21 protein-coding genes are annotated in these 26,795 nt (G+C 60.7%); 9 read left to right on the top strand and 12 right to left on the bottom strand.

Annotated features, from left to right (window positions below; all coding sequences use genetic code 11):
* Positions 1-44 precede the first annotated feature (44 nt).
* The 4 genes from J3P94_RS04735 to J3P94_RS04720 form a co-directional block, all read right to left on the bottom strand.
* Complete coding sequence (locus J3P94_RS04735) at positions 45-662, bottom strand: FKBP-type peptidyl-prolyl cis-trans isomerase (RefSeq protein WP_434571714.1); 618 nt, start codon at positions 660-662, stop codon at positions 45-47.
* Between the two features lie 120 nt (positions 663-782).
* Entirely contained in the window at positions 783-1,271 is a 489-nt protein-coding gene (locus J3P94_RS04730; RefSeq protein WP_047230159.1) for a TIGR00645 family protein, read from the bottom strand.
* A 118-nt stretch (positions 1,272-1,389) separates the two neighbouring features.
* Positions 1,390-1,731, bottom strand: coding sequence for a hypothetical protein (locus tag J3P94_RS04725; RefSeq protein WP_305498700.1), 342 nt, complete (start codon positions 1,729-1,731; stop codon positions 1,390-1,392).
* Positions 1,732-2,043: 312 nt separating this feature from the next.
* The gene (locus tag J3P94_RS04720) at positions 2,044-4,482 is read right to left on the bottom strand and encodes a Lon protease family protein (protein ID WP_434571712.1); all 2,439 of its coding nucleotides are present in this window, start codon (positions 4,480-4,482) and stop codon (positions 2,044-2,046) included.
* A gap of 274 nt (positions 4,483-4,756) precedes the next feature.
* Here J3P94_RS04720 and J3P94_RS04715 point away from each other — a divergent pair, with 274 nt between their 5' ends.
* The 4 genes from J3P94_RS04715 (at position 4,757) to J3P94_RS04700 (ending at position 8,198) form a co-directional block, all read left to right on the top strand.
* On the top strand, positions 4,757-5,245 hold the full coding sequence (locus J3P94_RS04715) for a DUF3015 domain-containing protein (protein ID WP_030140293.1): 489 nt from the start codon (positions 4,757-4,759) through the stop codon (positions 5,243-5,245).
* A 90-nt stretch (positions 5,246-5,335) separates the two neighbouring features.
* Positions 5,336-7,189 carry an Lnb N-terminal periplasmic domain-containing protein gene (locus J3P94_RS04710; RefSeq protein WP_434571710.1) on the top strand — a complete coding sequence of 618 codons (1,854 nt, stop codon included), beginning with the start codon at positions 5,336-5,338 and terminating at the stop codon, positions 7,187-7,189.
* A gap of 90 nt (positions 7,190-7,279) precedes the next feature.
* The gene (locus J3P94_RS04705; protein ID WP_434571709.1) at positions 7,280-7,636 is read left to right on the top strand and encodes a hypothetical protein; all 357 of its coding nucleotides are present in this window, start codon (positions 7,280-7,282) and stop codon (positions 7,634-7,636) included.
* 70 nt (positions 7,637-7,706) lie between these two features.
* Positions 7,707-8,198: a GreA/GreB family elongation factor gene (locus tag J3P94_RS04700; protein WP_434571707.1), complete on the top strand. Its 492-nt coding sequence runs from the start codon at positions 7,707-7,709 to the stop codon at positions 8,196-8,198.
* A gap of 1,099 nt (positions 8,199-9,297) precedes the next feature.
* Here J3P94_RS04700 and ettA read toward each other — a convergent pair.
* Positions 9,298-10,962 (bottom strand): energy-dependent translational throttle protein EttA, encoded by a 1,665-nt coding sequence (gene ettA / locus J3P94_RS04695; RefSeq protein ID WP_434571705.1) that lies wholly within the window; start codon positions 10,960-10,962, stop codon positions 9,298-9,300.
* A 271-nt stretch (positions 10,963-11,233) separates the two neighbouring features.
* Here ettA and J3P94_RS04690 point away from each other — a divergent pair, with 271 nt between their 5' ends.
* Positions 11,234-15,082 (top strand): bifunctional diguanylate cyclase/phosphodiesterase, encoded by a 3,849-nt coding sequence (locus J3P94_RS04690; protein ID WP_434571703.1) that lies wholly within the window; start codon positions 11,234-11,236, stop codon positions 15,080-15,082.
* Positions 15,083-15,309: 227 nt separating this feature from the next.
* Positions 15,310-16,563 carry a serine hydroxymethyltransferase gene (gene glyA / locus J3P94_RS04685; protein ID WP_305498691.1) on the top strand — a complete coding sequence of 418 codons (1,254 nt, stop codon included), beginning with the start codon at positions 15,310-15,312 and terminating at the stop codon, positions 16,561-16,563.
* A gap of 79 nt (positions 16,564-16,642) precedes the next feature.
* Here the strand turns inward: glyA and yjiA are convergent, their stop codons facing one another.
* From yjiA to J3P94_RS04670, 3 genes are all read right to left on the bottom strand, one after another.
* Positions 16,643-17,611, bottom strand: coding sequence for a GTPase (gene yjiA, locus J3P94_RS04680; protein WP_434571701.1), 969 nt, complete (start codon positions 17,609-17,611; stop codon positions 16,643-16,645).
* Between the two features lie 204 nt (positions 17,612-17,815).
* On the bottom strand, positions 17,816-18,013 hold the full coding sequence (locus tag J3P94_RS04675; protein WP_003201656.1) for a YbdD/YjiX family protein: 198 nt from the start codon (positions 18,011-18,013) through the stop codon (positions 17,816-17,818).
* A 15-nt stretch (positions 18,014-18,028) separates the two neighbouring features.
* Positions 18,029-20,095: a carbon starvation CstA family protein gene (locus tag J3P94_RS04670; protein WP_434571699.1), complete on the bottom strand. Its 2,067-nt coding sequence runs from the start codon at positions 20,093-20,095 to the stop codon at positions 18,029-18,031.
* Positions 20,096-20,253: 158 nt separating this feature from the next.
* Between J3P94_RS04670 and J3P94_RS04665 the strand changes: the two genes are divergently transcribed.
* Positions 20,254-20,610, top strand: coding sequence for a PilZ domain-containing protein (locus J3P94_RS04665; protein ID WP_434571697.1), 357 nt, complete (start codon positions 20,254-20,256; stop codon positions 20,608-20,610).
* A 62-nt stretch (positions 20,611-20,672) separates the two neighbouring features.
* Here J3P94_RS04665 and radA read toward each other — a convergent pair whose 3' ends face one another.
* From radA to katB, 3 genes are all read right to left on the bottom strand, one after another.
* The gene (gene radA, locus J3P94_RS04660) at positions 20,673-22,040 is read right to left on the bottom strand and encodes a DNA repair protein RadA (protein ID WP_030140305.1); all 1,368 of its coding nucleotides are present in this window, start codon (positions 22,038-22,040) and stop codon (positions 20,673-20,675) included.
* Between the two features lie 42 nt (positions 22,041-22,082).
* On the bottom strand, positions 22,083-22,631 hold the full coding sequence (locus J3P94_RS04655; RefSeq protein ID WP_434571694.1) for an ankyrin repeat domain-containing protein: 549 nt from the start codon (positions 22,629-22,631) through the stop codon (positions 22,083-22,085).
* Between the two features lie 107 nt (positions 22,632-22,738).
* The gene (gene katB / locus J3P94_RS04650; protein WP_434571692.1) at positions 22,739-24,280 is read right to left on the bottom strand and encodes a catalase KatB; all 1,542 of its coding nucleotides are present in this window, start codon (positions 24,278-24,280) and stop codon (positions 22,739-22,741) included.
* A gap of 284 nt (positions 24,281-24,564) precedes the next feature.
* Between katB and mscL the strand changes: the two genes are divergently transcribed.
* Positions 24,565-24,978: a large-conductance mechanosensitive channel protein MscL gene (mscL, locus tag J3P94_RS04645; protein ID WP_434571690.1), complete on the top strand. Its 414-nt coding sequence runs from the start codon at positions 24,565-24,567 to the stop codon at positions 24,976-24,978.
* Positions 24,979-25,024: 46 nt separating this feature from the next.
* On the opposite strand, the gene J3P94_RS04640 is transcribed toward mscL, so the two are convergent.
* The gene (locus J3P94_RS04640; protein ID WP_434571689.1) at positions 25,025-25,801 is read right to left on the bottom strand and encodes a ferredoxin--NADP reductase; all 777 of its coding nucleotides are present in this window, start codon (positions 25,799-25,801) and stop codon (positions 25,025-25,027) included.
* A gap of 275 nt (positions 25,802-26,076) precedes the next feature.
* Between J3P94_RS04640 and J3P94_RS04635 the strand changes: the two genes are divergently transcribed.
* Positions 26,077-26,790 carry an autoinducer binding domain-containing protein gene (locus J3P94_RS04635; protein ID WP_434571687.1) on the top strand — a complete coding sequence of 238 codons (714 nt, stop codon included), beginning with the start codon at positions 26,077-26,079 and terminating at the stop codon, positions 26,788-26,790.
* Positions 26,791-26,795 lie beyond the last annotated feature (5 nt).

The raw sequence follows: 26,795 nt of genomic DNA, 5'->3' as shown, positions 1-26,795 counted from the left end.
ACACCGCTTCGCGAGCAGGCTCGCTCCCACAAAAGGCAGTTGCCTTACAGAACGTCCAACAGCTCGACGTCAAACACCAGCACGCTGTGCGGTGGAATGCTGCCAACGCCCTGGGCGCCGTAGGCCAGTTCGCTCGGCACGTACAGGCGCCATTTGCTGCCGGCGTTCATCAGTTGCAGCGCTTCGGTCCAGCCCGGGATCACGCCACCTACCGGGAATTCGGCTGGCTGGCCACGATCGTAGGAGCTGTCGAACACAGTGCCGTCGATCAGGGTGCCATGGTAGTGAGTACGCACCTGGTCTTCGCGAGTCGGCTTGGCGCCTTCGCCCTGGGTCAGCACTTCGAACTGCAGGCCGGACGCCAGGGTGGTGATGCCTTCGCGCTTGGCGTTTTCGGCCAGGAATGCACGGCCTTCGCCAGCAGCGGCTTCAGCCTTGGCGGCAGCTTCGGCCTGCATGATTTCGCGGATCACCTTGAAGCTTGCGGACATCTCGTCCTGGCCCACGCGGCTCGGCTTGCCGGCGAAAGCGTCGGTCAGGCCAGCGAGGATCGCGTCCAGGCTGACGCCCGGCGGCGGGTTGTCGCGCAGTTGGTCGCCCAACTGACGGCCGATGCCGTAGCTGACGCGGGTTTCGTCGGTGAACAGGTTAACTTCGGACATGATGCTGCTCCGCTGTGCGGACGGCTCGGGAACGTGCCGTGCGTGACACAGCGCCTCCCGGAGCGCCCGGAACCAAAAGGGCGAGCAGACTAGCACAGATGCCGCCGCCCGTGACGAACCTCAATGCTTGGTCAGCTTGTCCAGATAGCCCATGGCGAATGCCGAGACCACGAACGTCATGTGGATGATCACGTACCACATCAGGTGCTCGGGATCGACGTTCTTGGCGTCCATGAAAATACGCAGCAGGTGGATGGACGAAATGGCAACGATCGACGCCGCGACTTTCATCTTCAGCGACGAGGAATCCATGGTGCCCAGCCAGTTGAGCTTTTCCTTGTCGGAGTCGATGTCCAGTTGCGAGACGAAGTTCTCGTAGCCGGAAATCATCACCATCACCAGCAGGCCGCCTACCAGCGCCATGTCGATCAGCGACAACAGCACCAGGATCAGCTCGGACTCGGCCATGGCAAATACGTTGGGAATGATATGAAAGACTTCCTGGAAGAATTTCAGTGCCAGGGCCAGCAAGCCCAGGGACAGCCCGAAGTAGATCGGCGCCAGTAGCCAACGGGAGGCATACATTGCATTTTCGATAAAGCGTTCCATTGAGTCTCACACCTGGGCTGAAAAATCGCGGCGAGTATATCAGCCACGACCCGCCCCACAAACGCCGCCCCCTTCCTGGGGCCCGACGCTTGTGTCAAGACTTTACCGCGCAGAAGGCTCAATGCAGCGGGCGATATTCGACGCCGCCGACGTTGCGACACCGGCCTCCGTTGATTTCCCGTAGCTGTGCCTGCATGTGCAGTGACCAGATCTGCGGATCATCAGCCAGCTCATAACCGTGCAATGTCAGGTTCTGGACGATGGTGTCAAGGAGGGTTTCAGCGGCAGTCGGGCCAGGGAACGGCCCCTGGGCCTTGATCGCGGTAGGTTGCTCGCCGGCCATTCCGGCGGCGAACAGTACAGTCCACATGCCGGTGTCGCCAGCGAGCGGACGAACGGCGCATTCGATACGGGTCACCAGACCCAGGCAGTGGCGAGTAAGACAAAGGTTGCGCGACATGGCGGCGCCCCTCGGTAGATCCGGTATTCAGCCCGGGAAGGCTGTTTCGATCCAATGATGGCTCTCGTTATCCTTGAACTGAGGATAGGAGAAAAGTTCCGGCCGCAAGGGATTTCGAGACCAGAATGCGCTGAGCGGTCATAGTGTGAATATTGACGCCAAACTGGTGACGCAACACCCAGATTCACCAAACAATGTGGGAGCGAGCCTGCTCGCGAAGACGGTGTGTCAGCCAACAACAATACTGGCCGACAGTCCGCTTTCGCGAGCAGGCTCGCTCCCACAAGGGTACCTGCGACAATCAGGAAAACATCAGGCCGGCTTCGCCTCCGCCAGGGCCTGCTGGGCCATTTCCTTTTCCGCTTCCTTGATGTCGTCTTCGCTGATCATTTCCGCGATCACCCGCAGCCGCTCCACCACGCGAGCGTTGACGCTGCCCTCCGGGAACTCGCCATTTTCATCCGGCTCACCGGCAGGCTCGCCCACCAGCAGGCTCAATGCCTCGTCGGCCTGGCGCACGGCATAGACGTGGAACTGCCCCGCTCGCACCGCGGCCAGCACCTTCTCGTCGAGCATCAGGGTCGCAACGTTGGCCTGGGGGATGATCGCACCCTGCTCTCCCGTCAGCCCGCGGGCTTCGCAGAGGCGGAAGAACCCTTCGATCTTCTCGTTGACCCCGCCGACCGCCTGCACTTCGCCGAACTGGTTGATCGAACCGGTGATGGCGAAGCACTGCTTCAACGGCGTCTTGGACAGGGCCGAGATCAACGTGCAAGCCTCGCCCAGGGAGGCGCTGTCACCGTCCACATAACCGTAGGATTGCTCCAGGGCGATGCTGGCCGAAATCGCCAGGGGGAACTCCTGGGCATAACGGCTGCCCAGGTACCCGGTAAGGATCATCACACCCTTGGAGTGGATCGGCTGGCCGAGGTTGACCTCACGCTCGATGTCGACGATACCGCTGCCGCCGGGGTACACCGTGGCGGAAATCCGCGCCGGCACGCCAAACGCCGAATCCCCCACTTCCAGCACGGTCAGCCCGTTGCACTTGCCCACGGCCGCGCCGTCGGTATCGATCAGGATGATCCCGGCCAGCATGTCGTCGAGGATCCGCGCCGAAACCCGTCCGGTGCGAGTCGCCTTGGCCTTGAGGGCGCGCTCGATGTGGCCGGCATCGGTCATGTCATCGCCGGCCAACTGCCGGATGAAGTCCGCTTCGCTGACCAATTGGAACAGATCACCGATCCGCGCCGACAGGCGCCCCTGGTGCTCCGCCAGGCGCGCGCTGTAAGTGGCCAGGCGCGCCACCGCATCGGCGGTCAGCGGGGCCATGCCCTCCTCCGAGGTTCGGGTCTTGAGCAACTGGGCAAACTGTTCCAGGCTCTCGTCGCCCATCGGGATGTCTTCGTCGAAGTCCACCAGCACGCGAAACATTTCCTGGAAGTCCGAATCCAGGTCCTGCAACGCGTAGTAAAGCTGGCGGGCGCCGATGATCACCACCTTGACCTGCAACGGAATATGTTGCGGCGTCAGGGTGACCGTCGCCAGCCGCCCCAGCTCACCCAACGGCGACTCCATCTTCAGCTTGCGCGATTGCAGGGCGCGCTTGAGCGCATCCCACACGAACGGCTCGCCGAGCATCTTTTCCGCCTCAAGAATCAGGAACCCGCCGTTGGCTCGGTGCAAGGCACCCGGGCGCAACTGCCGATACGTGGTGTAGAGCGCGCCCTGATCAGTGCTGTACTCGATGCGCCCGAACAGGTTGTCGTAGGTCGGGTGCGGTTCGAACACCACCGGCGCGCCACCGCTCGCCGGATGCCCGACCACCAGGCTCGGCGCGTATTGCTCCTCGAGCAATTTGCGGGCGACGGCGTCGGTCTTGCTGTCGTCGACCAATTGCTCGACCACGGTCTTGAGCAGGTAGACCTGCATGGCCTGCAGGTAGCCGCAGACGGCGGCATTCTCGGCGTATTTTTCCGAGAGCGGCGCGAGCAACGGCTGCAAGGCCAGGGTGATGGTTTCTTCGTTGAGCTGGCGCAGCTGGTTGTTGGATTCGCGTTTCCACTGCGGCAGGCTGGCGAGCTCTTCGTTCAGACGCTCCTCCAGACTGGAAATGTCCTCATGGAAGCGCTCGCGATCGGCCTCCGGCAACTGGGCGAACTCCGCTTCATCCAGGGCCTTGCCTTCGCTCATCGGCGTGAAGGCGATGTTGCTGCTGTCACGGTACAGCGCGACATCCTTTTCCAACGCCAGGCGCTCGATCACATCGAGGGCGCGGTCGTAGCGCTGATTGAAGGCGCGGTCGATCGCGCTTTTTTTCTGTTGGTAGGATGGATGCTCGAACACCGCCGGGAAAGTCGCCAGCAGGTTGTCGATCAGGCCATTGATGTCGGCGATGAAAGCCCCGGCCGTGCCCGACGGCAATTCCAGGGCACGCGGTTCGCGAGGCTCGTCGAAGTTATTGACGTAGACCCAGTCCGCCGGGGTCTGCATGCGCTTGCCCTCGGCCTTGAGGTAGCGTTTGACGAACGAGAACCGACCGGTGCCGGGCTCGCCCATGACAAAGACGTTGTAACCGGGGCGTGGCATCGCCACACCGAACTGCAAGGCTTCGACCGCGCGTTCCTGGCCAAGCACACCGCGAAAGGGCTCCAGATCATTGGTGGTAGAGAAGCTGAACTGTTCAGCGGAAAACGGACGGGTCAGCGCTTCGGGCGCTAGACGCAAGCTGGCAGCAACAGGATCAGGCATCGGGCTTCCTTACATCAGGCGGGGCAGATAGCGGCATTCTGGCGCTGCCCATGCCTGACTGGCAAGGAGCGCCTCAGGCCGAAGCATAGTCGACGGCCCCACCACGGGCAGAAGCCCGTAAACAGGTGATTTCAAATAATGTTTTTGCAAAATGTCACGGAACCCTCGGAACGTGCCTAAACTCCAAACTGCGCGGCTGGAACAATAACCGGCCCACTGGCTGCTGTAGGGGCCAGACCCTGTCCATTGGTATGCACATAAAGAGAACATAGCTATGAAACGGATTCTTCTCGGTACTCTCTTCACCGCTGTATCCATCAACGCCATGGCTCAGGCCCCGGGCGGCCCGGATTGCGGTTGGGGCAACATGCTGTTCGAAGGCCAGCGTGGCACCCCGGCGCACTTCCTCGCATCCACCACCAACGGCACCTCCGGCAACGCCACCTTCGGCATGACCTCCGGCACCAACGGCTGCTCGACCAACGCGGCACTGACCTACGGTGGCAAGTCCTGGCTGGCCATGAATGGCATGATGAACGAGCTGTCCGAAGACATGGCCAAGGGTCAGGGTGAAGCACTGACCACCTACGCCGTGGTACTGGGCGTGGCGCCGGAAGACCGCGCGCACTTCTCCGCTGTGACTCACGAGCACTTCCAGCAGATCTTCAGCAAGGCTGACGTGACCGCCGAAGACGTGCATACCAACACCCTGGCCGTGTTGAAAAACGACCCTCGCCTGGCCAAGTACGCTACTCAAGCTTAAGCTCGATATCACTCGCTCCTTTCGGGGAGCGGGTTTTTTCTTTTTGGGGCCCCTTCGGTCTTTATTTTTCGACTTTCCAAGTAGCCGACTATGCTCAAACGCCTTGCCTGGCTGGCGCTCTGTGTGTGCGCCCCGCTGTCCGCCGCGCCTCATGTCGATCCTCAACGTTTGCAGCAACTGGCCAATGACCGCTTCTGGATTTCCCTGGGTCACTACGAAACGGCCAAGCTCGGTGGCTGGCGCAGCTATGTCAGCGATCGCAAGTTTTTCCTCGCACCCGACGGCAATGAACATCCCGACCGTGAGCTGACCGCCACGTTGCAAGCCTTGTACGGCCCGGCCAGTGCCGGCCAGCAACACGCCCAGTGCGTGTACCCGGCGCGAACGCGCTGGCTCAAGGCGCAGCTCAACCTGACGGACCTGCCGGCGGTCAATTGCAGCGAATTCACTCAGTGGTTCAAGGACGTATCGCCCCACAGCGCGGTGATGATTTTCCCCGCCGCGTACCTGAACAGCCCTTCCTCGATGTTCGGCCATACCTTGCTGCGCATCGACCAGGCCGACGTGCAAAGCGACAAGACCGCCCTGCTCAGCTACGCAATCAACTTCGGCGCCTACATCGAGGGCTCCGACAACAGCCTGCTCTACGCCTGGAAGGGCTTGATGGGCGGCTATCCCGGTCTGTTCGCCCTGGTGCCGTACCAGGAAAAACTCTCCGAGTACCGTAGCCTGGAGAACCGCGACCTGTGGGAATACCGCCTCAACCTGAGCCAGGCGGAAACCGAACGCATGGTCGAGCATGTGTGGGAACTCAAGCAGATCCAGTTCGACTACTTCTTCTTTGATGAAAACTGCTCCTATCGCCTCCTCGAACTGCTGCAGGTGGCGCGTCCGAGCCTGCGCCTGACCGAGCAGTTCCCGCTGACGGCGATCCCCACCGACACTGTAAAGGCAGTGAAGGAAGCCGGACTGGTGGAAAGCATCCAGTACCGGCCGTCCCGCGAGCGAGAGCTGCTCAGCCGCGCCGAGCCGCTCAGCGACGACGAGCAGCAATGGGTACAGAAAGTCAGCGCCGACCAGCAGCAACTGCAAGCGCCGGCATTCAAGGCGCTGCCGCGTCAGCGCCAGGCCCTGATCATCGATGCGGCCTATCGCCTGGAGCGCTATCGCGCCAACGGCCAGGAACGTGACCCACAGCGGGCCCAGCGCAGCTTCGAACTGCTGCGGGCGATCAACCGCAATCCCGCGCCGGAACTGGACATCCCGCAACCCGGCCTGCCCGAGGATGGCCATGAATCGCGCACCTGGCAGGCTGGCCTGGGTACGCGAGGCGATCGTGCGTTCGGTGAATACGGCTTGCGCATGGCCTATCACGACCTCAACGACAATGCCGAGAGTTTCCCGCTCGGCGCACAGATCGAGATCCTGCAATTGAAGCTGCGCCAGTACGAAGGCAACGATTGGCAGCTACAACAACTGGACCTGGCGACCATTCGCTCACTGACCCCGCGCAATGAGTTGCTACAGCCGCTGTCCTGGCAGGTTACCGGTGGCCTGGAGCGGGTGCCTGGCAAACACGACGATGAAACCCTGGTCAGCCACGTCAACGGCGGCGCCGGTGGTACCTGGGCCTTGGGCGAGGATGTGCTGGGCTTTGCCCTGGGCACGGTGCGGGTCGAGCACAATAACGACTTCGCCCAGTTCATCGCCCCGGCCGCCGGCTTCAACAGCGGCGTACTGTGGAAAAACCCACTGGGCAACCTGAGCCTCGAAGCCAAGGGCGATTACTTCGTCAACGGCGAAGTGCGCCGTAGCCTGAGCCTGAATCAGCAGTGGGAATTGTCGCGCAACCTCGGTCTGCGCCTGAGCGCCCAGCGCGAATTCAGCCAATTGGCTTCGCCGGAAACCGAGGTGATGCTCGAAGTGAAGTGGTACCACTACTGAACGAACGGAATGATCACCGCGCTTTCACGCCTTTCTGACGAATCCGCTTCTAGACTTGCCTTACAAGTGGCTCCGGCAGGCAGGCAGAACATGAGGCGCGCGGCAGTGGTACTGGGTGTGTTGATGTTGCTCGGTGGCTGCGAAACCACCCACGAGGATCTGATCGCCCGAGGTTATCCACCGGCCTTCGCCGATGGCTTCGATGACGGTTGCAGCAGTGGCCGGCAAGCGGCCGGCGTAATTACTGGCCAATTCAGGAAAGACGTGCCGCGTTATCTCAAGGACGCCCACTACGCCGAAGGCTGGAGCGATGGCTTTCGGCAGTGCCAGGCCATGCGCGAGAGCGAAGAGCGTGACGCTTACCGCGAGCGCCATTGGGACGACCGCGAGCGGGCCTGGCAACAGGAGAAAGATCGGGACGCCGCCCGGGCTTATCGCTCGCCGTGAGTCGCGTACAGACATTCGTCGAAACCAAAACCCTGCGACCATGGCCCAAACTCCAATAGAGGAGAATGCCATGAGTCGCGCCTTCGTCAACGAAGACAACGCCGCCGCCCAGGCCGATCAACCGGTCGAGCGCCAGGTCAGCCCGCAACCCAATTACGTCACGCCCGCCGGGCTTGCCCAGCTACAGGCGCGAGTCGCCGAGTTGCAAGCACTGCACAGCCAACAGACAGCCCAAGGCGAGCAGGCGGACAAGCAGCGTATCGCCGACCTCGAACGGGACCTGCGCTATTTCAATCAGCGGCTGCAAAGCGCGCAGGTCGTCACCTTGAGCAAATGTGATCAGGTGCGAATCGGACATTGGGTGACATTCGCCGATGAGCACGACCAGGCGCAACGAGTGCGACTGGTCGGTGAAGACCAGGCCGATGCCGCCAACGGATTGATCAATTGGGGCTCGCCGCTGGGGCGGGCCTTGCTGGGGGCGAAGATCGGGGATGAGGTGGTGTGGAAGCGGCCGGTGGGGGATGTGGTGATCGAGGTGCTGGAGATAGAGCTTGGGTGATGTCGCTCCCACAGGATTCGATGTCGCCCAGATATCTTGCGGCAAACCCAAAACAATGTGGGAGCGAGCCTGCTCGCGAAAGCGGTGGGTCAGTCAATTATCTTTCAACTGATCTGACGCCTTCGCGAGCAAGCTCGCTCCCACAGGGTTCGATGTCAGCCAGGTATCTTGCGGCAAACCCAAAACCAATGTGGGAGCGAGCTTGCTCGCGAAAGCGGTGGGTCAGTCGATTATCTTTCAGCTGATCTGACGCCTTCGCGAGCAAGCTCGCTCCCACAGGGTTCGATGTCAGCCAGGTATCTTGCGGCAAACCCAAAACCAATGTGGGAGCGAGCCCGCTCGCGAAAGCGGTGGGTCAGTCAATTATCTTTCAACTGATCTGACGCCTTCGCGAGCAAGCTCGCTCCCACAGGGTTCGATGTCAGCCAGATATCTTGCGGCAAACCTAAAACCAATGTGGGAGCGAGCCTGCTCGCGAAAGCGGTGGGTCAGTCAATTATCTTTCAACTGATCTGACGCCTTCGCGAGCAAGCTCGCTCCCACAGGGTTCGATGTCAGCCAGATATCTTGCGGCAAACCCAAAACAATGTGGGAGCGAGCCCGCTCGCGATGGCGGTGGGTCAGTCAATTATCTTTCAACTGATCCGACGCCTTCGCGAGCAGGCTCGCTCCCACAGGGTTCGATGTCAGCCAGGTATCTTGCGGCAAAACCCAAAACCAATGTGGGAGCGAGCCTGCTCGCGAAAGCGGTGGGTCAGTCAATTATCTTTCAACTGATCCGACGCCTTCGCGAGCAGGCTCGCTCCCACAGGATTCGATGTCAGCCAGGTATCTTGCGGCAAACCCAAAACCAATGTGGGAGCGAGCCTGCTCGCGAAAGCGGTGGGTCAGTCGATTATCTTTCAACTGATCTGACGCCTTCGCGAGCGGGCTCGCTCCCACAGGATTCGATGTCAGCCAGATATCTTGCGGCAAACCTAAAACCAATGTGGGAGCGAGCTTGCTCGCGATGGCGGTGGGTCAGTCAATTATCTTTCAACTGATCTGACGCCTTCGCGAGCAGGCTCGCTCCCACAGGGCTACTGCTTAGCCGGGCGAATCAAGCCAGCTTCTTGTGCCGTACACGATGCGGCTGGGCAGCGGCTTCGCCGAGGCGCTTCTTGCGATCGGCTTCGTACTCGGTGTAGTTGCCTTCGAAGAACACCGCTTGCGAGTCGTCTTCGTACGCCAGGATGTGCGTCGCGACGCGGTCAAGGAACCACCGGTCGTGGGAGATCACAATGGCCGCGCCCGGGAAGTCCAGCAGGGCCTCTTCCAGGGAACGCAGGGTTTCGACGTCGAGGTCGTTGGACGGTTCGTCGAGCAGCAGGACGTTGCCACCCTCCTTCAAGGTCAACGCCAGGTGCAAGCGACCACGCTCACCACCGGACAGGTCCTTGACGAATTTCTGCTGATCGCCACCCTTGAAGTTGAAGCGCCCCACGTAGGTACGCGACGGAATTTCGTAGCTGCCGATGCGGATCTGGTCAGAGCCGTCGGAGATCTGCTGGAACACCGTCTTGCTGCCGTCCAGGTCCTCGCGGCTCTGGTCGACGCAGGCCAACTGCACGGTTTCACCGATTTCGATGGTGCCCGAATCCGGCGTTTCCTTGCCCATCAGCATGCGGAACAGCGTGGACTTACCTGCGCCGTTACCACCGATCACGCCGACGATGGCGCCCTTGGGCATGGAGAACGACAGGTTGTCGATCAACACGCGATCACCGTAGCCCTTGGTGACGTTCTTGAACTCGATGACCTTGTCACCCAGGCGTGGGCCGGCCGGGATGTAGATCTCGTTGGTTTCGCTGCGCTTCTGGAATTCCTGGGACTGCATTTCCTCGAAGCGTTGCAGACGCGCCTTGGATTTGGACTGACGAGCCTTGGCGCCTTTGCGCACCCACTCCAGTTCTTCCTTCATGGCTTTTTCATGCGCCGATTGCTGCTTCGACTCCTGGGCCAGACGATCGGATTTGGCCTCCAGCCAGCCCGAATAGTTGCCTTCGTATGGAATGCCTGCGCCACGGTCGAGCTCCAGGATCCAGCCGGCAACGTTGTCCAGGAAGTACCGGTCGTGCGTGATCGCAACCACGGTGCCGGGGAAATCGTGCAGGAAGTGTTCGAGCCAGGCGACGGAATCGGCGTCCAGGTGGTTGGTTGGTTCGTCGAGCAGCAGCATGTCCGGGGCGGACAGCAGCAGGCGGCACAGCGCCACGCGGCGCTTTTCACCGCCGGACAGGTGCTCGACCTTGGCGTCCCAGGCCGGCAGGCGCAGTGCATCGGCGGCGACTTCCAGCTGACGGTCCAGGTTGTGGCCATCACTGGCCTGCAGGATCGCTTCGAGCTTGGCCTGCTCGGCGGCCAGCTTGTCGAAATCGGCGTCCGGATCGGCGTAGGCGGCATAGACCTCGTCCAGGCGCGCCTGGGCGTCCTTGATCACGCTGACCGCTTCCTCGACCACTTCGCGGACGGTCTTGGTCGGATCCAGCTGAGGTTCCTGCGGCAGGTAGCCGATGTTCAGGTCAGGCATCGGACGGGCTTCGCCGTCGAATTCGTTGTCGACGCCAGCCATGATTTTCAGCAGCGTGGACTTACCCGAACCGTTGAGGCCCAGCACGCCGATCTTGGCGCCGGGGAAAAATGACAGCGAAATGTTTTTCAGGATTTCCCGCTTCGGCGGAACAACTTTGCTCAGCCGATGCATGGTGAAGACGTATTGAGCCATGGTGAACCTAGCGTCAGTGACAGGTGAAAAGAACGAGCCAGGCCATGCGCGGCGCGGGCACTTGATGTTGATCAATGCCTGCGGGCCGATTGAGCCTGGGAATCTGGAGCCGGAGCGCTCTTGTTTGACCGGCAAAGCTACCTCAACCGTCGGTCAAGGTCCAGCCGCCCAGGGCTGGCACTTTGCCACAAGTCAAGGCATGCTAGCCGCCCTTCGGGCGTCCGGCTTATAGTGCACGTCGCGCCAGTCCAGCAAACTGCAGGATTACAGCTTGTCCAACGTCACTCCGTCCCCGTCCCCGCGCGCCGCCCCTGCTGTGCCTGGCGTGCCCCTGCGCGGGACATTGAAGGGCGCGCTGGCCTCGCTGGTGCTGTTGCTGCTGGGCCTGCTTTTCTGGCAATTGCTCGACCAACTGCGCGAAACCCAGCAGCAACAGCGCCAATACACCATCGACTACACCGCGGACCTGGCCGCGCAAGTCAGCCTGAACATGGCGTTGAATGCGCAGATTGCACTCAATCTGCTACCGATCGTCGAACAACCGCAAAGCGCCGACGAACAACAGGCGCTGCTGCGCAAACTCCAGCAATCGTTGCCCGAATTACGCAGCCTGGCACTGCTGAGCCCTTCCGGCCGGGTGCTCAGCGACAGCGACGCTACCAGCGAGGATGCCGGCTACCTGGCCGAACTGGTACGGCGCAGTCATGCCCAGGCGCATTATTTCAGTAATGCCGAGGACGGTTCCGTGGTGCACCTGCTCTTGCATCAGGCCAGCGGCAGTACTCGCGGTTATTGGGCGTTGCGCCTGACCCCGAGTTTTTTTGCGACATTGACCAAACAGGCCGATACCGGGCTGCGCCCGCTGTGGCTGGTGGAGAACCGGCTCAACCAGCAAATCGTCAGCCGTGACGAGGCCCCGCCCGCGCTCAACCCGACCCGATTGACCGAGCAAGACCTGAGCAACACCGTGTTGACCGTGCCCCTGAGCAGCAGTGACTGGCAGCTGCGCGGGTTGTTCGATCGCAGCCAGGTGCTCGAACAGTTGCTGCCCGCGTTCATCGGCAAATGCCTGCTGGGCCTGGCGTTTTCGCTGCTGCCGGTGATCGCGCTGCTGAACATGCGTCGCCGCCAGCGTCAGTTGCATGAGGGGCGCCGCCGCTACCAGGACATTTTCGAGGGCACCGGCGTGGCCCTCTGTGTACTTGACCTGTCCGGGCTCAAGGGCTTTTTTGCCAGGGCCGGCCTGCATGATGGCGAGCAGTTGCGCGCCTGGCTGCAGGTCCCCCAGCAGCTCGAGCAGTTACAGCAGCAAGTGCACGTCACCGAAGTCAACCAGATGGCCTTGAAGCTGCTCAATGTCGACTCCTGCGAACAGGCCTGGCAACTGCTGGTGGGCAACGCGGCAAAAGACAACAACCCGGTTGGCTCGAAACTGCTCGAAGCGCTGCTTGACCAGCACAAACAACTGGAACTGGAAATCAGGCTCCAGGACGCCCATGGTCGTGACCAGCATTTGTGGCTGGTGTTGCGCCTGCCGGAAACACAGGAGGACTATAACGCTGTCATCCTGAGCATCAGCGATATCACCAGCCGCAAGCTGATCGAATTGTCGCTGCTTGAGCGCGAAGGCTTCTGGTCCGACGTGGTGCGCACCGTCCCGGATCATCTTTACGTACAGGACGTCATCAGCCAGCGGATGATCTTCAGCAACCACCACCTGGGCCAGACGCTCGGCTACGACCGTACCGAGTTGCACCAGATGGGCGAATATTTCTGGGAAATCCTGCTGCACAGTGACGATGCCGATCATTACCACCATCTGCGCCAGGAACAGCGCCGCGGCGGTTACACGCAACTGCTGCAATGCCAGTTACGCTTTCGCCATCGCAACGGCAAATGGCGACGTTTCGAGGTCCGTGAACAGGCTCTAGCCCGGGACCGCCACAATCAGGTCACGCGGATCATCGGCGTGGCCAAGGACATCACCGAGCAGATCGAGGCCAGCGAATCGTTGCGCGACAGCGAGCAGCGCTACCGGATGCTCGCCGAAAGCATCAGCGACGTGATTTTCTCCACCGACAGCAAGCTCTCGCTCAACTATGTCAGCCCGTCGGTCCAGGCAGTGCTGGGCTACACCGCCGACTGGATCTTCCAGCATGGCTGGCAGTCGACCATCGCCAATCCGCAACAACTGACCGGCATTTACAGCCTGATGGACCGGGTCAGCAAGGCCCTCGACAAGCCTGGCCAACTGGCCGAGCTGCGCAACCAGTTGCAGACCCAACTGTTCCTGTTCGACTGCCTGCGTGCCGACGGGCGCAAGATTCCCATCGAGCTGCGGCTGGTGCTGGTGTGGGACGACAACGGTGCGTTTGAAGGGGTATTGGGCGTGGGCCGCGACATCAGCCAGCAGCGCCGAGCGGAAAAAGACCTGCGCATGGCCGCGACGGTATTCGAGCATTCCACCTCGGCGATCCTGATCACCGACCCGGCCGGCTACATTGTCCAGGCCAACGAAGCCTTCAGCCGCGTCAGCGGGTATGCGGTGTCGCAGGTGCTGGACCAGTTGCCCAACATGCTGACCGTGGACGAGCAGCAGGAAGCCCACCTGCGCTACGTACTCAAGCAGCTGCAACAGCACAGCACCTGGGAAGGCGAAGTCTGGCTCAAGCGCCGCAACGGCGAGCACTACCCGGCCTGGGTCGGCATTACCGCGGTGCTCGACGACGAGGGCGACCTCGCCAGCTACGTGTGCTTCTTCAGCGACATCAGCGAGCGCAAGGCCAGCGAGCAGCGCATCCACCGCCTGGCTTACTACGACGCCCTGACCCACCTGCCCAACCGCACGCTGTTCCAGGACCGCCTGCATACCGCGCTGCAATCGGCGGAACGGCAGAAGAGCTGGGTGGTGCTGATGTTCCTCGACCTGGACCGCTTCAAGCCGATCAACGATTCCCTCGGCCACGCCGCCGGCGACCGGATGCTCAAGGAAATGGCCACGCGGCTGCTCGGCTGCGTGGCCGATGACGACACGGTGGCGCGCATGGGCGGCGACGAGTTCACCCTGTTGCTGCAACCGCGCGCAAGCCGCGAAATGGCGCTCAACCGGGCGATTACCGTGGCCGAGCAGATCCTTGCCAGCCTGGTCCGGCCGTTTGTGCTCGAAGGCCGGGAGTTCTTCGTCACCGCCAGTATCGGTATCGCCCTGAGTCCACAGGACGGCAACGAGCTGAGCCAACTGATGAAAAACGCCGACACCGCCATGTACCACGCCAAAGAGCGCGGCAAGAACAACTTCCAGTTCTACCAGGCCGACATGAACGCCAGCGCCCTGGAGCGCCTGGAGCTGGAAAGCGACCTGCGCCATGCGCTGGAACAGAACGAGTTCGTCCTGTATTACCAGCCACAGTTCAGCGGCGACGGCAAGCGCTTGACCGGGACCGAGGCCTTGCTGCGCTGGCGCCATCCGCGACGCGGGCTGGTGCCGCCAGGGGACTTCATCCCGGTGCTCGAAGAACTCGGGCTGGTGGTGGACGTCGGCGACTGGGTCATCAGCGAGGCCTGTCGCCAGCTCAAGACCTGGCACCAGGCCAAGGTCCGGGTGCCGAAGGTCTCGGTCAACATTTCCGCCCGGCAGTTCTCCGACGGCCAACTCGGCACGCGCATCGCCAATATCCTGCGCAGCACCGGCCTGCCGCCGGCTTGCCTGGAACTGGAGCTGACGGAGAGCATTCTGATGCGCGAAGTCAGCGAGGCGATGCAGATCCTGGCCGGCTTGAAGAATCTGGGCCTGAGCATCGCGGTCGATGACTTCGGCACCGGTTATTCATCCCTCAACTACCTCAAGCAATTCCCCATCGACGTGCTGAAGATCGACCGTACTTTCGTCGACGGCCTGCCGTCCGGCGAGCAGGATGCACAGATCGCCCGGGCAATCATCGCCATGGCCCATAGTCTCAACCTGGCGGTCATCGCCGAGGGTGTCGAGACGCACGAGCAACTGGATTTCCTCCGTGAACATGGCTGCGACGAGGTCCAGGGCTACCTGTTCGGCCGCCCGATGCCGGCCAACCGGTTTGAAGCGCAGTTCAGCAATGATGCGCTGTTCATGCTCGACTGAAATCTCTGTTGCCTGGACTGGCCCCATCGCGAGCAAGCTCGCTCCCACAGGGTTATGTGTACGCAGGTCCAGTGTGGGAGCGAGCTTGCTCGCGATGGGGCCAGCCAGGACGACACAGAGCCCCCATGAAACCCATTCGTCCAGGACATGACGTCCTTTCATATGCCTTCCAAAACCGGTTGGGTTAGAATGCCCCCCTTTTCTGCCCCCGATCCTTGAGGACCGCCATGTTCAGCCGTGATTTGACTATTGCCAAGTACGACGCCGATCTCTTTGCCGCCATGGAGCAAGAAGCTCAGCGCCAGGAAGAGCACATTGAGCTGATCGCTTCGGAAAACTACACCAGCCCCGCGGTGATGGAAGCTCAAGGCTCGGTACTGACCAACAAGTACGCCGAAGGCTACCCGGGCAAGCGCTACTACGGCGGTTGCGAGTACGTCGATGTGGTCGAACAACTGGCCATCGACCGCGCCAAGCAACTGTTTGGCGCCGATTACGCCAACGTCCAGCCGCACGCAGGCTCCCAAGCCAACGCCGCCGTCTACCTGGCATTGCTGTCGGCCGGCGACACCATCCTGGGCATGAGCCTGGCCCACGGCGGTCACCTGACCCACGGCGCCAGCGTTTCGTCCTCGGGCAAACTGTATAACGCCATCCAGTACGGCATCGATGGCAACGGCCTGATCGACTACGACGAAGTCGAGCGCCTGGCGGTCGAGCACAAGCCAAAAATGATCGTGGCCGGTTTCTCCGCCTACTCGCAGATCCTCGACTTCCCGCGCTTCCGCGAAATCGCCGACAAGGTCGGTGCCTACCTGTTCGTCGACATGGCTCACGTTGCAGGCCTGGTCGCCGCTGGCGTCTACCCGAACCCGGTGCCGTTCGCCGACGTGGTCACCACCACGACCCACAAGACCCTGCGTGGCCCACGTGGCGGCCTGATCCTGGCACGCGCCAACGCCGACATCGAGAAGAAGCTGAACTCGGCCGTATTCCCTGGCGCCCAGGGTGGCCCGCTTGAGCATGTGATCGCGGCCAAGGCGATCTGCTTCAAGGAAGCTCTGCAACCTGAGTTCAAGGCCTACCAGCAGCAAGTGGTGAAGAATGCCAAGGCCATGGCCGGCGTGTTCATCGAACGCGGCTTCGACGTGGTCTCCGGCGGTACTGAAAACCACCTGTTCCTGCTGTCGCTGATCAAGCAGGACATCTCCGGCAAAGACGCTGACGCCGCATTGGGCAAGGCGTTCATCACCGTGAACAAGAACTCGGTGCCGAACGACCCACGCTCCCCATTCGTCACCTCGGGCCTGCGCTTCGGCACCCCGGCCGTGACCACTCGCGGCTTCAAGGAAGCCGAGTGCAAGGAACTGGCCGGCTGGATCTGCGACATCCTGGCGGACCTGAACAACGAAGCGGTGATCGATGCCGTTCGCGAGAAGGTCAAGGCCATCTGCAAGAAGCTGCCGGTGTACGGCGCTTAACAGCAGTAGCAACAAAAAACCGGCCCCTGCGGCCGGTTTTTTTTTGGCGGTATGAAAATCCAGGCGCAGGCGCGGATGGTCAGAGGAGTGCGGCGTCGAAACCTTCGCGGATCTTCTCTTCAGGCAATTCATCGGCAATGAACACGATCACGCTTTCCCGAGCTTCACCCTCGGCCCATTCGGTGTCCCAATCAAAACCGTACAGCTTGAGTACGCCCTGGAATACCAGTCGGCGGGGTTCGCCGGCAATGTTCAGCACACCTTTGTAGCGCAGCAATTGCTTGCCGTGCTCTTCCAGCAGCTGATTCATGAACGCACTCAGCTTGTCGATATCCAGCGGCTTGTCGGTGCGCAGCACGAGGCTGCTGATGCGATCGGCCGTGGTGGCCTTGGCGACCGGGCGAAGGCTGAGCCCGCCGCCCAGGTCGGCGTTGAGATTGAAGCCGCGAATGTCGAGCAACTCGGCCAGATCAATCTTGCCGTGTTCGACCACTCGGATCGGCGCCCGTCGGTTAATCCGAGTCAGGCGCTCGGCAAGTGCCTCGACATGAGCGGCGTCCACCAGGTCGGTCTTGCTCATGAGCAGCCGATCGGCAAACCCGACCTGGGCCTGGGCAATGGCCTGGGTCAGGTGGATCTCGGCGTGAGCGGCGTCCACCAAGGTCAGGATACCGTCGAGGATGTAGCGTTCGCGCAGGTCTTCATCGATGAAGAAGGTTTGGGCCACTGGGGCTGGATCGGCCAGGCCGGTGCATTCGATCACCAGGCGGTCGAAGGCGATTTCACCGCTGTCCAGCCGCTCGAGCAACAGATACAGGGCCTTGGTCAGATCGGTGTGAATGGTGCAGCACACGCAACCGTTGGCCAGGGTCATGACTTGCACCGGATCGTCGCCCAGCAACTGGGTGTCGATGCCGGCATCGCTGAACTCGTTCTCGATCACGGCGATTTTCAGGCCGTGCTCGGCCTTGAGCAGATGACGCAACAACGTGGTCTTGCCAGCACCGAGAAAGCCGCTGAGGATCGTGACCGGGATGGGAGAGGACACACTGGATCTCCTGTTTCGAAATTAAAATAAGGCAAACAAACTCCTGTGGGAGCGAGCCTTTGTAGCGCATGCGAATCCTGAGTCTGCCCCAAAAACAACTGTGGGAGCGAGCCTGCTCGCGAAGGCGTCAGGTCAGTCGACATCGTCCTTGACTGACACTCCGCTTTCGCGAGCAGGCTCGCTCCCACAGGGGATTACTTCAGTTCAACAGCATTTGGGGCCACCCTTGCCACCGTAGCGGGCTTCCTGGCGTTCTCGGAAGAACGCCTCGTAGTCCATCAGCGGCTTGTCGGGGTGCTTGGTTTGCATGTGCTCGACGTAGTTGTCGTAGTCGGGCATGCCGACCATCAGGCGGGCGGCCTGACCGAGGTATTTACCGAGGCGACTCAAGTCATTGAACATCGTTGCAATCCCCTATCAAGCGTCCGGCAGGGCCTGGAATGGTGCTTCTTTGTCCGTGCGTTCTTTCGTGCCCCAGGCGGCGATGCCGACCTTGAGCGCATAGAACAGGATGCTGAAGACCACGAACAGGAACAACACCGTCAGCGTTGCGTTGGTGTACGCGTTGAACACCACGTGCTGCATCTGCTCGATGCTCTTGGCCGGGGCCAGGATCTGGCCGGCGGCCAGGGCATCGTTGTACTTGCGCGCCAAGGCCAGGAAGCCGATCGCCGGGTTGGCGTCGAACAGCTTGATCAGGCCCGCGGTGGTGGTGCAGATCAGCAGCCAGCTGGCCGGCAGCAACGTGACCCAGACGTAGCGCTGGCGCTTCATCTTGATCAGCACCACGGTGGCGAGCATCAGCGCGATACCGGCCAGCATCTGGTTGGAGATGCCGAACAGCGGCCACAAGGTGTTGATGCCGCCCAGCGGATCGATCACGCCCTGGTACAGCAGGTAGCCCCACAGCGCGACGCAGCCGGCGGTGGCGATCAGGTTGGCGGTCCACGATTCGGTGCGCTTGAGGGCCGGCACGAACGAGCCGAGCAGGTCCTGCAGCATGAACCGCCCGGCACGGGTGCCGGCGTCTACCGCGGTGAGGATGAACAGCGCTTCGAACAGGATCGCGAAGTGGTACCAGAACGCCATGGTGTTCTCACCCGGCAGCACCGAGTGAAGGATCTGCGCGATACCCACCGCCAGGGTCGGCGCACCGCCGGCACGGGCCAAAATGGTGGTCTCGCCGATGTCCTTGGCCACCGCTTGCAGCGCATCGGGGGTGATTGCAAAACCCCAGCTGCTGACAGTCTGGGCCACAGCCACCACGTCGGTGCCGACGATCGCCGCCGGGCTGTTCATGGCGAAGTACACGCCCGGCTCGATCACCGAGGCCGCGACCATCGCCATGATCGCCACGAACGACTCCATCAGCATGCCGCCGTAACCGATGTAGCGGGCGTTGGTTTCGTTATCCAGCAGCTTGGGCGTGGTGCCCGAGGAGATCAGCGCGTGGAAACCCGAGACCGCGCCGCAGGCGATGGTGATGAACAGGAACGGAAACAGACCGCCCTTCCACACCGGCCCGGTGCCGTCGGTGAACTGGGTCAGCGCCGGCATTTTCAGCTCGGGCATGGTCACCAGGATGCCGATCGCCAGGGCGATGATGGTGCCGATCTTGAGGAAGGTGGACAGGTAGTCCCGTGGCGCCAGGATCAGCCACACCGGCAGCACCGCGGCGACAAAACCGTAGCCGATCAGCATCCAGGTGATCTGGATCCCGGTGAAGGTGAAGGCCTTGGCCCAGACCGGGTCGGCGGCAATCTGCCCGCCCAGCCAGATCGAACCGAGCAGCAACAGCACGCCGATGAGCGAGATTTCACCGATGCGGCCCGGGCGGATGTAGCGCATGTAGATGCCCATGAACATCGCGATCGGGATGGTCGCCATCACCGTGAAGATGCCCCACGGGCTCTCGGCCAGGGCCTTGACCACGATCAGCGCCAGCACCGCGAGGATGATGATCATGATCAGGAAGCAGCCGAACAGCGCGATGGTGCCGGGGATGCGGCCCATTTCCTCGCGCACCATGTCGCCCAGCGAGCGACCGTTGCGGCGGGTCGACAGGAACAGGACCATGAAGTCCTGCACCGCACCGGCCAGCACCACGCCGGCGATCAGCCAGAGCGTGCCGGGCAGATAGCCCATCTGCGCCGCCAGCACCGGCCCGACCAGCGGCCCCGCGCCGGCAATGGCCGCGAAGTGGTGGCCGAAGAGGATGTGTTTGTTGGTCGGGACGTAGTCCAGGCCATCGTTGTTGAGCACGGCGGGCGTGGCCCGGCGCGCATCGAGTTGCATCACGTTGTTGGCGATGAAGAGGCTGTAGTAGCGGTAGGCGACCAGGTAGATGGCCACGGCTGCGACGACGATCCAGAGGGCGTTGATCGGCTCTCCGCGGCGCAGGGCCACGACGCCAAGGGCGCACGCGCCTACGACGGCCAGCAGTAGCCAGGGCAGATGGCGTAGCAGGCTATTATTGTTTTTCATTTTTTTATTCCAGCCAGGGTGGACAAGAAAGACAGCCACCCGAGTTTAGCGCTTACCGGCGTAAAGGCCATACCCGACATTCGTCTGCCAATGGCCAAACGGGCACGATGCTGCGCCAGCAGGGTCTATAGTCAGTGAATCTCCAGAGGGATTGCGTAATGAGCGAACGCCGCCGCTTCGTACGAATTGAGTTCCATGCCAAGACCGAACTGAGCCAAGGGCCGTTCATCTGGCCGGTAAAGCTGCTGGATCTATCTCTCAAGGGGCTGCTGATCGAAAAGCCCGAACCCTGGATTGGTGACCCCGAAAAGTCCTTCATGGCTGATATTCATTTGAGCCCCGAGGCTGAGGTCAAGATGGAAGTCCGGCTGACTCACGACGACCATGGTCACTTGGGCTTTGTCTGTGAACACATCGACCTGGATTCCATTGCGCATCTACGTCGGCTGGTAGAGCTGAATCTGGCCGACCATGACGAGCTGGAGCGGGAGCTGGCGGCGCTGATTCATATCTGACGGCACCGAGTTCCCCTGGCGAGGGAGCTTGCTCCCTGGCCACAGGAGGCCTGCACAAGCCGCTACTCGAACAAAGCATCCAACGCCTGTTCCAACCGCGTTACCGCAATGATCTGCAACCCCGCGGGCGCTTCCTTCGGCGCGTTCCCCTTGGGCACGATGGCGCGCTTGAAGCCATGCTTGGCAGCCTCCTTGAGCCGCTCCTGCCCGCTCGGCACTGGCCGCACTTCACCCGACAGCCCGACTTCACCGAACACCAGCAAATCATGCGGCAGCGGCCGATTGCGCAGGCTGGACATCACGGCCGCCATCAACGCCAGGTCGGAGGCGGTCTCCAATACCTTCACCCCGCCCACCACGTTGAGGAACACATCCTGATCGTGGGTAGGAATGCCGCCGTGTCGGTGCAAGACAGCCAACAGCATGGCGAGCCGGTTCTGATCCAGGCCCAGGGTGACCCGGCGCGGGTTCGCCAGGTGGCTGTCATCCACCAGCGCCTGGACTTCCACCAGCATCGGTCGAGTGCCTTCCCACGTCGCCATGACCACGCTACCCGGAACTTCTTCCTGGGCACGCGTGAGAAAAATCGCCGAAGGGTTGGAGACTTCCTTCAGGCCCCGGTCAGTCATGCCGAACACGCCCAATTCGTTGACGGCGCCAAAACGGTTCTTCACCGCTCGCAACAAACGCAGGCGACCGTCCGATTCGCCTTCGAAATACAATACCGTATCGACCATGTGTTCCAGCACCCGAGGGCCCGCCAGCGCGCCTTCCTTGGTGACGTGGCCGACCAGGAAGATCGCCGTGCCACTCTGCTTGGCATAACGCACCAGCAACGCCGCGCTTTCGCGTACCTGGGACACGCCGCCCGGTGCCGATTGCAGCTGTTCGGTGAAGATCGTCTGGATCGAGTCGATCACCATCACCTTGGGTTTTTCCAGGCGCGCCGTGGCGATGATGGTTTCGATGCAAGTCTCGGTCATGACGCGCAACTGATCCTGGGGCAACCCCAGCCGTCGTGCGCGCATCGCGACCTGTTGCTGGGACTCTTCGCCAGTGACATACAGCGCCGGCATGCGAGTGGCGAGATTGCACAGGGTCTGCAGCAGGATGGTGGATTTGCCGATGCCCGGATCTCCGCCGATCAGTACCACCGAACCATCCACCAGACCGCCGCCCAGCACGCGATCCAGTTCGCCGGACGCCGTGGAAAAGCGCGGGATTTCTTCGACGCTGACCTCGGCCAGGGTCTTGATCTGGGCTTGTTGCCCAGCCCAACCCGTGCGCCCGGTGGGTGCCGCCGCCCCGCCGCTTTCCACCATGGTTTCGGTCAGGGTATTCCAGGCCCCGCATTCACTGCATTGGCCAGCCCATTTGGGAAAGGTCGAGCCGCACTCGGTGCAGCCGTACATGCGCTTTGCCTTGGCCATCTGAACTCCGGGTAAAAACCGCGATGATAGCCTAGCCAGGCTTTACTGCGGGGCCGGCATTCTGATTTCGCCCTTCGCCAGATCCGCCGCGCTATTGCCCAGCGGATCCCTGGCCTCCAGGTCGGCGCCCCTGGCCTTCAAGGCATCGAGCAATTCGTCACGCTTGAACAGGCCCGCATACATCGCAGCAGTCTGTCCGGCGCCGTTGCGTTGGTCCGGACTGCACTCGGTGGACAATAACCGGCGGGCGATCTGGACTTCACCCTTGAAGATGGCACCCATCAACGCAGTATTGCCGCGTTTGTCCTGGGCGCAGGCATCGGCGCCAGCGGCCAACAGCCGCTCCACCGCGGGCGCGTGGCCGTGATAAGCCGCCAGGATCAGCGCCGTGTAGCCCTTTTCATCCCGGGTGTCGAGCGAGTAACCGGCCTCGATGAACGTATCGAGCATCGGCACATCACCCCGGCGTGCGGCGTCGAAATAATAGCCTTGCAGCTGTTCCCGCACCGCAGCCGGATCGACGGGTACAGCCTGCTCGGCCAATACGCCCACCGACCAGGTCATGAATACCAATAGAAGAAAATTACGCATCAGGCTTCTCCTTATGCAGCAGACCCGTGGGAGCGAGCCTGCTCGCGATCAGGCAACCCTGCCTGCCGGACACCGCATCGCGAGCAAACTTGCTCCCTACAGATCGATCAGTCGCTCAGCTTCTCGGCCAGCGCCTTGACCCGCGCCAGGTCGCCTTTGGCGACACGAGCCACGCCGGTGCCGTATTCGGGGTCAGCCTTGTAGAGATACGACAGGATGATGTGCTTGCTCTCATCGTCAGTCGTTGCCAATGACCCACCGAAGCTTTCGATCAAGTCGTTGCGCTCCTTCTGATTGAACGAGCGGTACAGATCACCCGCCTGCTTGAAGTTCTGCTCGCGCTGGATTTTCGCTTGCTGGGTGCTGCCGGTCAGCGCTGCCTGGCTATAGCGCGCCGCAGGTTGCTCTTCGCGCGGCATCAAGCGACTCGGCTGGTAGTTCACGCCAGTGCTGGTGCTGCCGAAATTCATCGCACCGTCCTGGTTGCCATTGTTTACCGCGACCTTGGGCGCGTTGATGGGCAACTGCAACGCGTTCGGCCCGACCCGGTACATTTGCGTATCGGCATAAGAGAAGACCCGACCCTGCAACAGGCGATCCTCGGAAGGCTCGATACCCGGGACCAGATTGGCCGGGGCCATCGCGACTTGTTCGGTTTCCTGGAAAACATTCGCCGGATTACGATTCAACACCATCTGTCCAACTTTTCGCTCAGGCACGTCCGGCCAGATCTTGGTGGCGTCCAGCGGATCGAAATCGAACTTCGACAAGTCTTGCGGCTTGAGCACCTGAACGTACAGATCCCACTTTGGAAAGTCACCCTTGTTGATATGACTGACCAAATCATTCGTCATATGGCTGTAATCCTGCCCTTGAACTTTCACTACTTCTTTTGGATCGAGGTTTTTCAACCCCTGCAAACTTTTCCAATGGAACTTCACGTAACTGATATCGCCCTTGGCGTTGATCAGTTTGTAAGCGTGCACGCCATTGCCGTCCATTTCGCGATAACTGGCCGGGGTGCCGGAGTTGGAATACAGCTCGGTCAGCGTGCGGGTGGCTTCCGGTACGTGGGAAAAGAAATCGAAACGACGCGAATCATCGTCCAGGTTGGTCCGAGGGTCGGGCTTGAACGCATGGACCATGTCGGGAAACTTGATCGCATCACGGATGAAGAACGTCGGGAAATTATTCCCGACCAGGTCCCAGTTACCATCGGCCGTGTAGAACTTGGTAGCGAAGCCTCGAGGATCACGCAGCGTCTCAGGCGAATGATTACCGTGCACCACGGCGGAAAAACGGACGAACACCGGCGTGACCTGTCCGGCGGCGAATACCTTGGCCTTGGTCAGGTCGCTCAGGTCATTGGATACCGTAAACTCGCCATGCGCACCGGTACCACGGGCATGCACCACACGCTCGGGGATCCGTTCACGGTCAAAACGCTGGAGCTTCTGGATCAGTTGCACATCCTGCAGCAGGGTCGGGCCGTTGGGGCCGGCGGTCTGGGAGTTCTGGTTGTCGCCCACTGCCGCGCCATTATCCCGGGTCAGGGTGGCGGCATTGACCGACAGGGAAAACAGGCTGGCGGTCAGCACAACGAGGGTATGGCGGTTGGAAAAAGCACCAAGGCCAAGGGAAGTGTTCATGTGAGTTTCCTCTGATTTTATAGAGCGCATCCATGTGCGCCTTTCAGAGGCTAGTGCTCGACAAACCGAAACCTAAATAGAAATGCCGTACCGACCTGATAGAAAAAACAATATGGGGAATCGGCCCTGAACCGCGTATCACGCGCGATTGGTGGCACTTTGTAAACTTTTTGCGAGGTGCTGGGTCGATAACTGGCAAGCTTGGTAAGCATGCATGTCAGGCAAGACCCGTTTAGCTGACTTACACTGCGGCTATAAATCTCATCTGTCACAAGGAACAACTCATGGGCGTGCTAAGCGAGTTCAAGGCCTTCGCGGTCAAAGGCAATGTCGTCGACATGGCCGTCGGGATCATCATTGGTGCTGCTTTTGGCAAAATCGTTTCGTCATTCGTTGGCGACGTGGTCATGCCACCGCTCGGGCTGCTGATCGGCGGAGTGGATTTCAGTGACTTGGCGATCACGCTCAAGGCGGCCGAGGGAAATACGCCAGCGGTGGTGCTCGCCTATGGCAAATTCATCCAGACGACAGTGGATTTCATCATCGTGGCTTTCGCCATTTTCATGGGCGTCAAAGCCATCAACCGCCTGAAGCGCGAAGAGGCCGTCGCTCCGAGCGCGCCGCCTGTTCCTACCAAGGAAGAACAATTGCTCAGCGAGATCCGCGACCTGCTCAAGGCTCAGAACGAGAGGCCTTGAGCATTCTCGCCGGCCCAAAAATGGCGTCCCACGGACGCCATTTTTTTCACCAGTAATTTTCCACCGCCACCTGGCCGGGCCGCCGCGTGAGGCTCAGTTGCAAGCCCCTGGCCTTGAGCAACTTGCGCGTGTCGTCAATCATCTGCGGGTTGCCGCACAACATGACCCGCGAATGCTCTGGCGTCAGCGCGACACCGGCGGCCTGTTCCAGCTCGCCATTTTCGATCAGTGTGGTGATGCGTCCGTTGAGGGCGCCAGGGTGTTGTTCACGGGTAACGGTCGCAATGAAGCGAAACTTATGGGCGTATTCCGTTAGATAGTCTCGCCGGGGCAACGCATCAATCAAGGCCTGATAGGCCAACTCCCGTGACTCGCGGACGCTGTAAACGAGGATGATTCGCTCGAATTTTTCCCAGACCTCGAAGTCCTGCAGGATAGAAAGAAACGGGGCGACCCCTGTCCCGGTGGACAAAAGCCACAAATCGCGACCGTCAACAAAACGGTCCAGCGTCAGGTAACCAAAGGCCTGGCGCTCGACCAACAAGCTGTCCCCCGGCCTCAACCGGCTGAGCTCGCTGGTGAATTCGCCGTCCGGGACGACGATGGAAAAAAACTCGAGAAACTCGTCGAACGGCGAAGACACCATGGAATAAGCCCGCCAGACGGCAGTGCCGTCCGCCTTCACCACCCCCAGTCGAGCAAACTGACCAGCCCGGAAACGAAAGCCGCGATCCCGGGTGGTACGCAGGGTAAACAGGTGAGGCGTCAGGGGCTGCGCATCGATCAGGGTTTGGCGGGTAAACTTTTCTGCGCTGTCGGTCATGAGCCTCTCCAATGGGACGAGGACCGTATTGTCCCGTAAACCAAGCACGTTAACCACTTACGATCAGTAATGGTATTGAACTGAACATTAAACATTGATGGAAGAATCTTTCATCAGCCTTATACAAAAACTAAACAGCGTATCGAAAAACATCGTAAAAACTCGACCCAGTCCATAAACAACTAACATCGACAAAAAAATACCTAACATTGAGGAAATCTCCTACACTAATTTTTCGCAGCTTCAATGGGATCCACGACACTCAGGAGAACGCCATGGATACATGGAAAGATTTGCAATTGCGAAAATTATCGTGCGAACAGGATTTGCAAAAAGCCTATCGCCTCGTACAAAACTTCTTTAATTATCAGGGATTTGAATACTGCGCCTTCGCTGCATACCCGACTTTTACGGACAGACACAGGCATCAGATCAATATCAACAACTACCCTTACGGATGGAACAAGCTGTACAAACAAAACGGTTATGCCGCGAACGATCCAATACTGGCACACTGCAATCATTCATCATTGCCAATTCTTTGGAGTGAAGATGTTTTTTGCGAGGCGCCCGAGTTATGGCAGGAACTGGAACACCAAGGACTCAGCCATGGCTGGACCCAAGCCGTCCATGAGGAACGGGGCACCTATTACAGTCTGTTCAGTCTCGCCAGGATGCAACGCCCCATCGACCCGGAGGAGCATTATGGCAACCTGGGCTATGCCATTTTCGCCAGCCAACGGTTGCATGCGCTGGCGGGCCGGCTAATGTCCGACGCCGGGCCTTCGTCACAGACAGTCCATTTGTCGCCAAGGGAAATTGAAGTATTGAGATGGTCCGCCGAAGGCAAGACGGCATCGGAAGTCGGCAGGATCCTCTGTCTTTCCGAGCGCACCGTGAATTTCCATGTCAATAGCTGCATGCGGAAACTGAACGTGACCAACAAAATCTCGGCGGTTGCCAAGGCGGCCCATATCCATGTGATCTGATCAGC

Source organism: Pseudomonas sp. Z3-8 (genome assembly GCF_051131975.1).
In the GTDB taxonomy this organism is placed as follows: domain Bacteria; phylum Pseudomonadota; class Gammaproteobacteria; order Pseudomonadales; family Pseudomonadaceae; genus Aquipseudomonas.
Note: the sequence above shows the minus strand (reverse complement) of the source record. Positions and strands in the feature narration are given on the sequence as shown.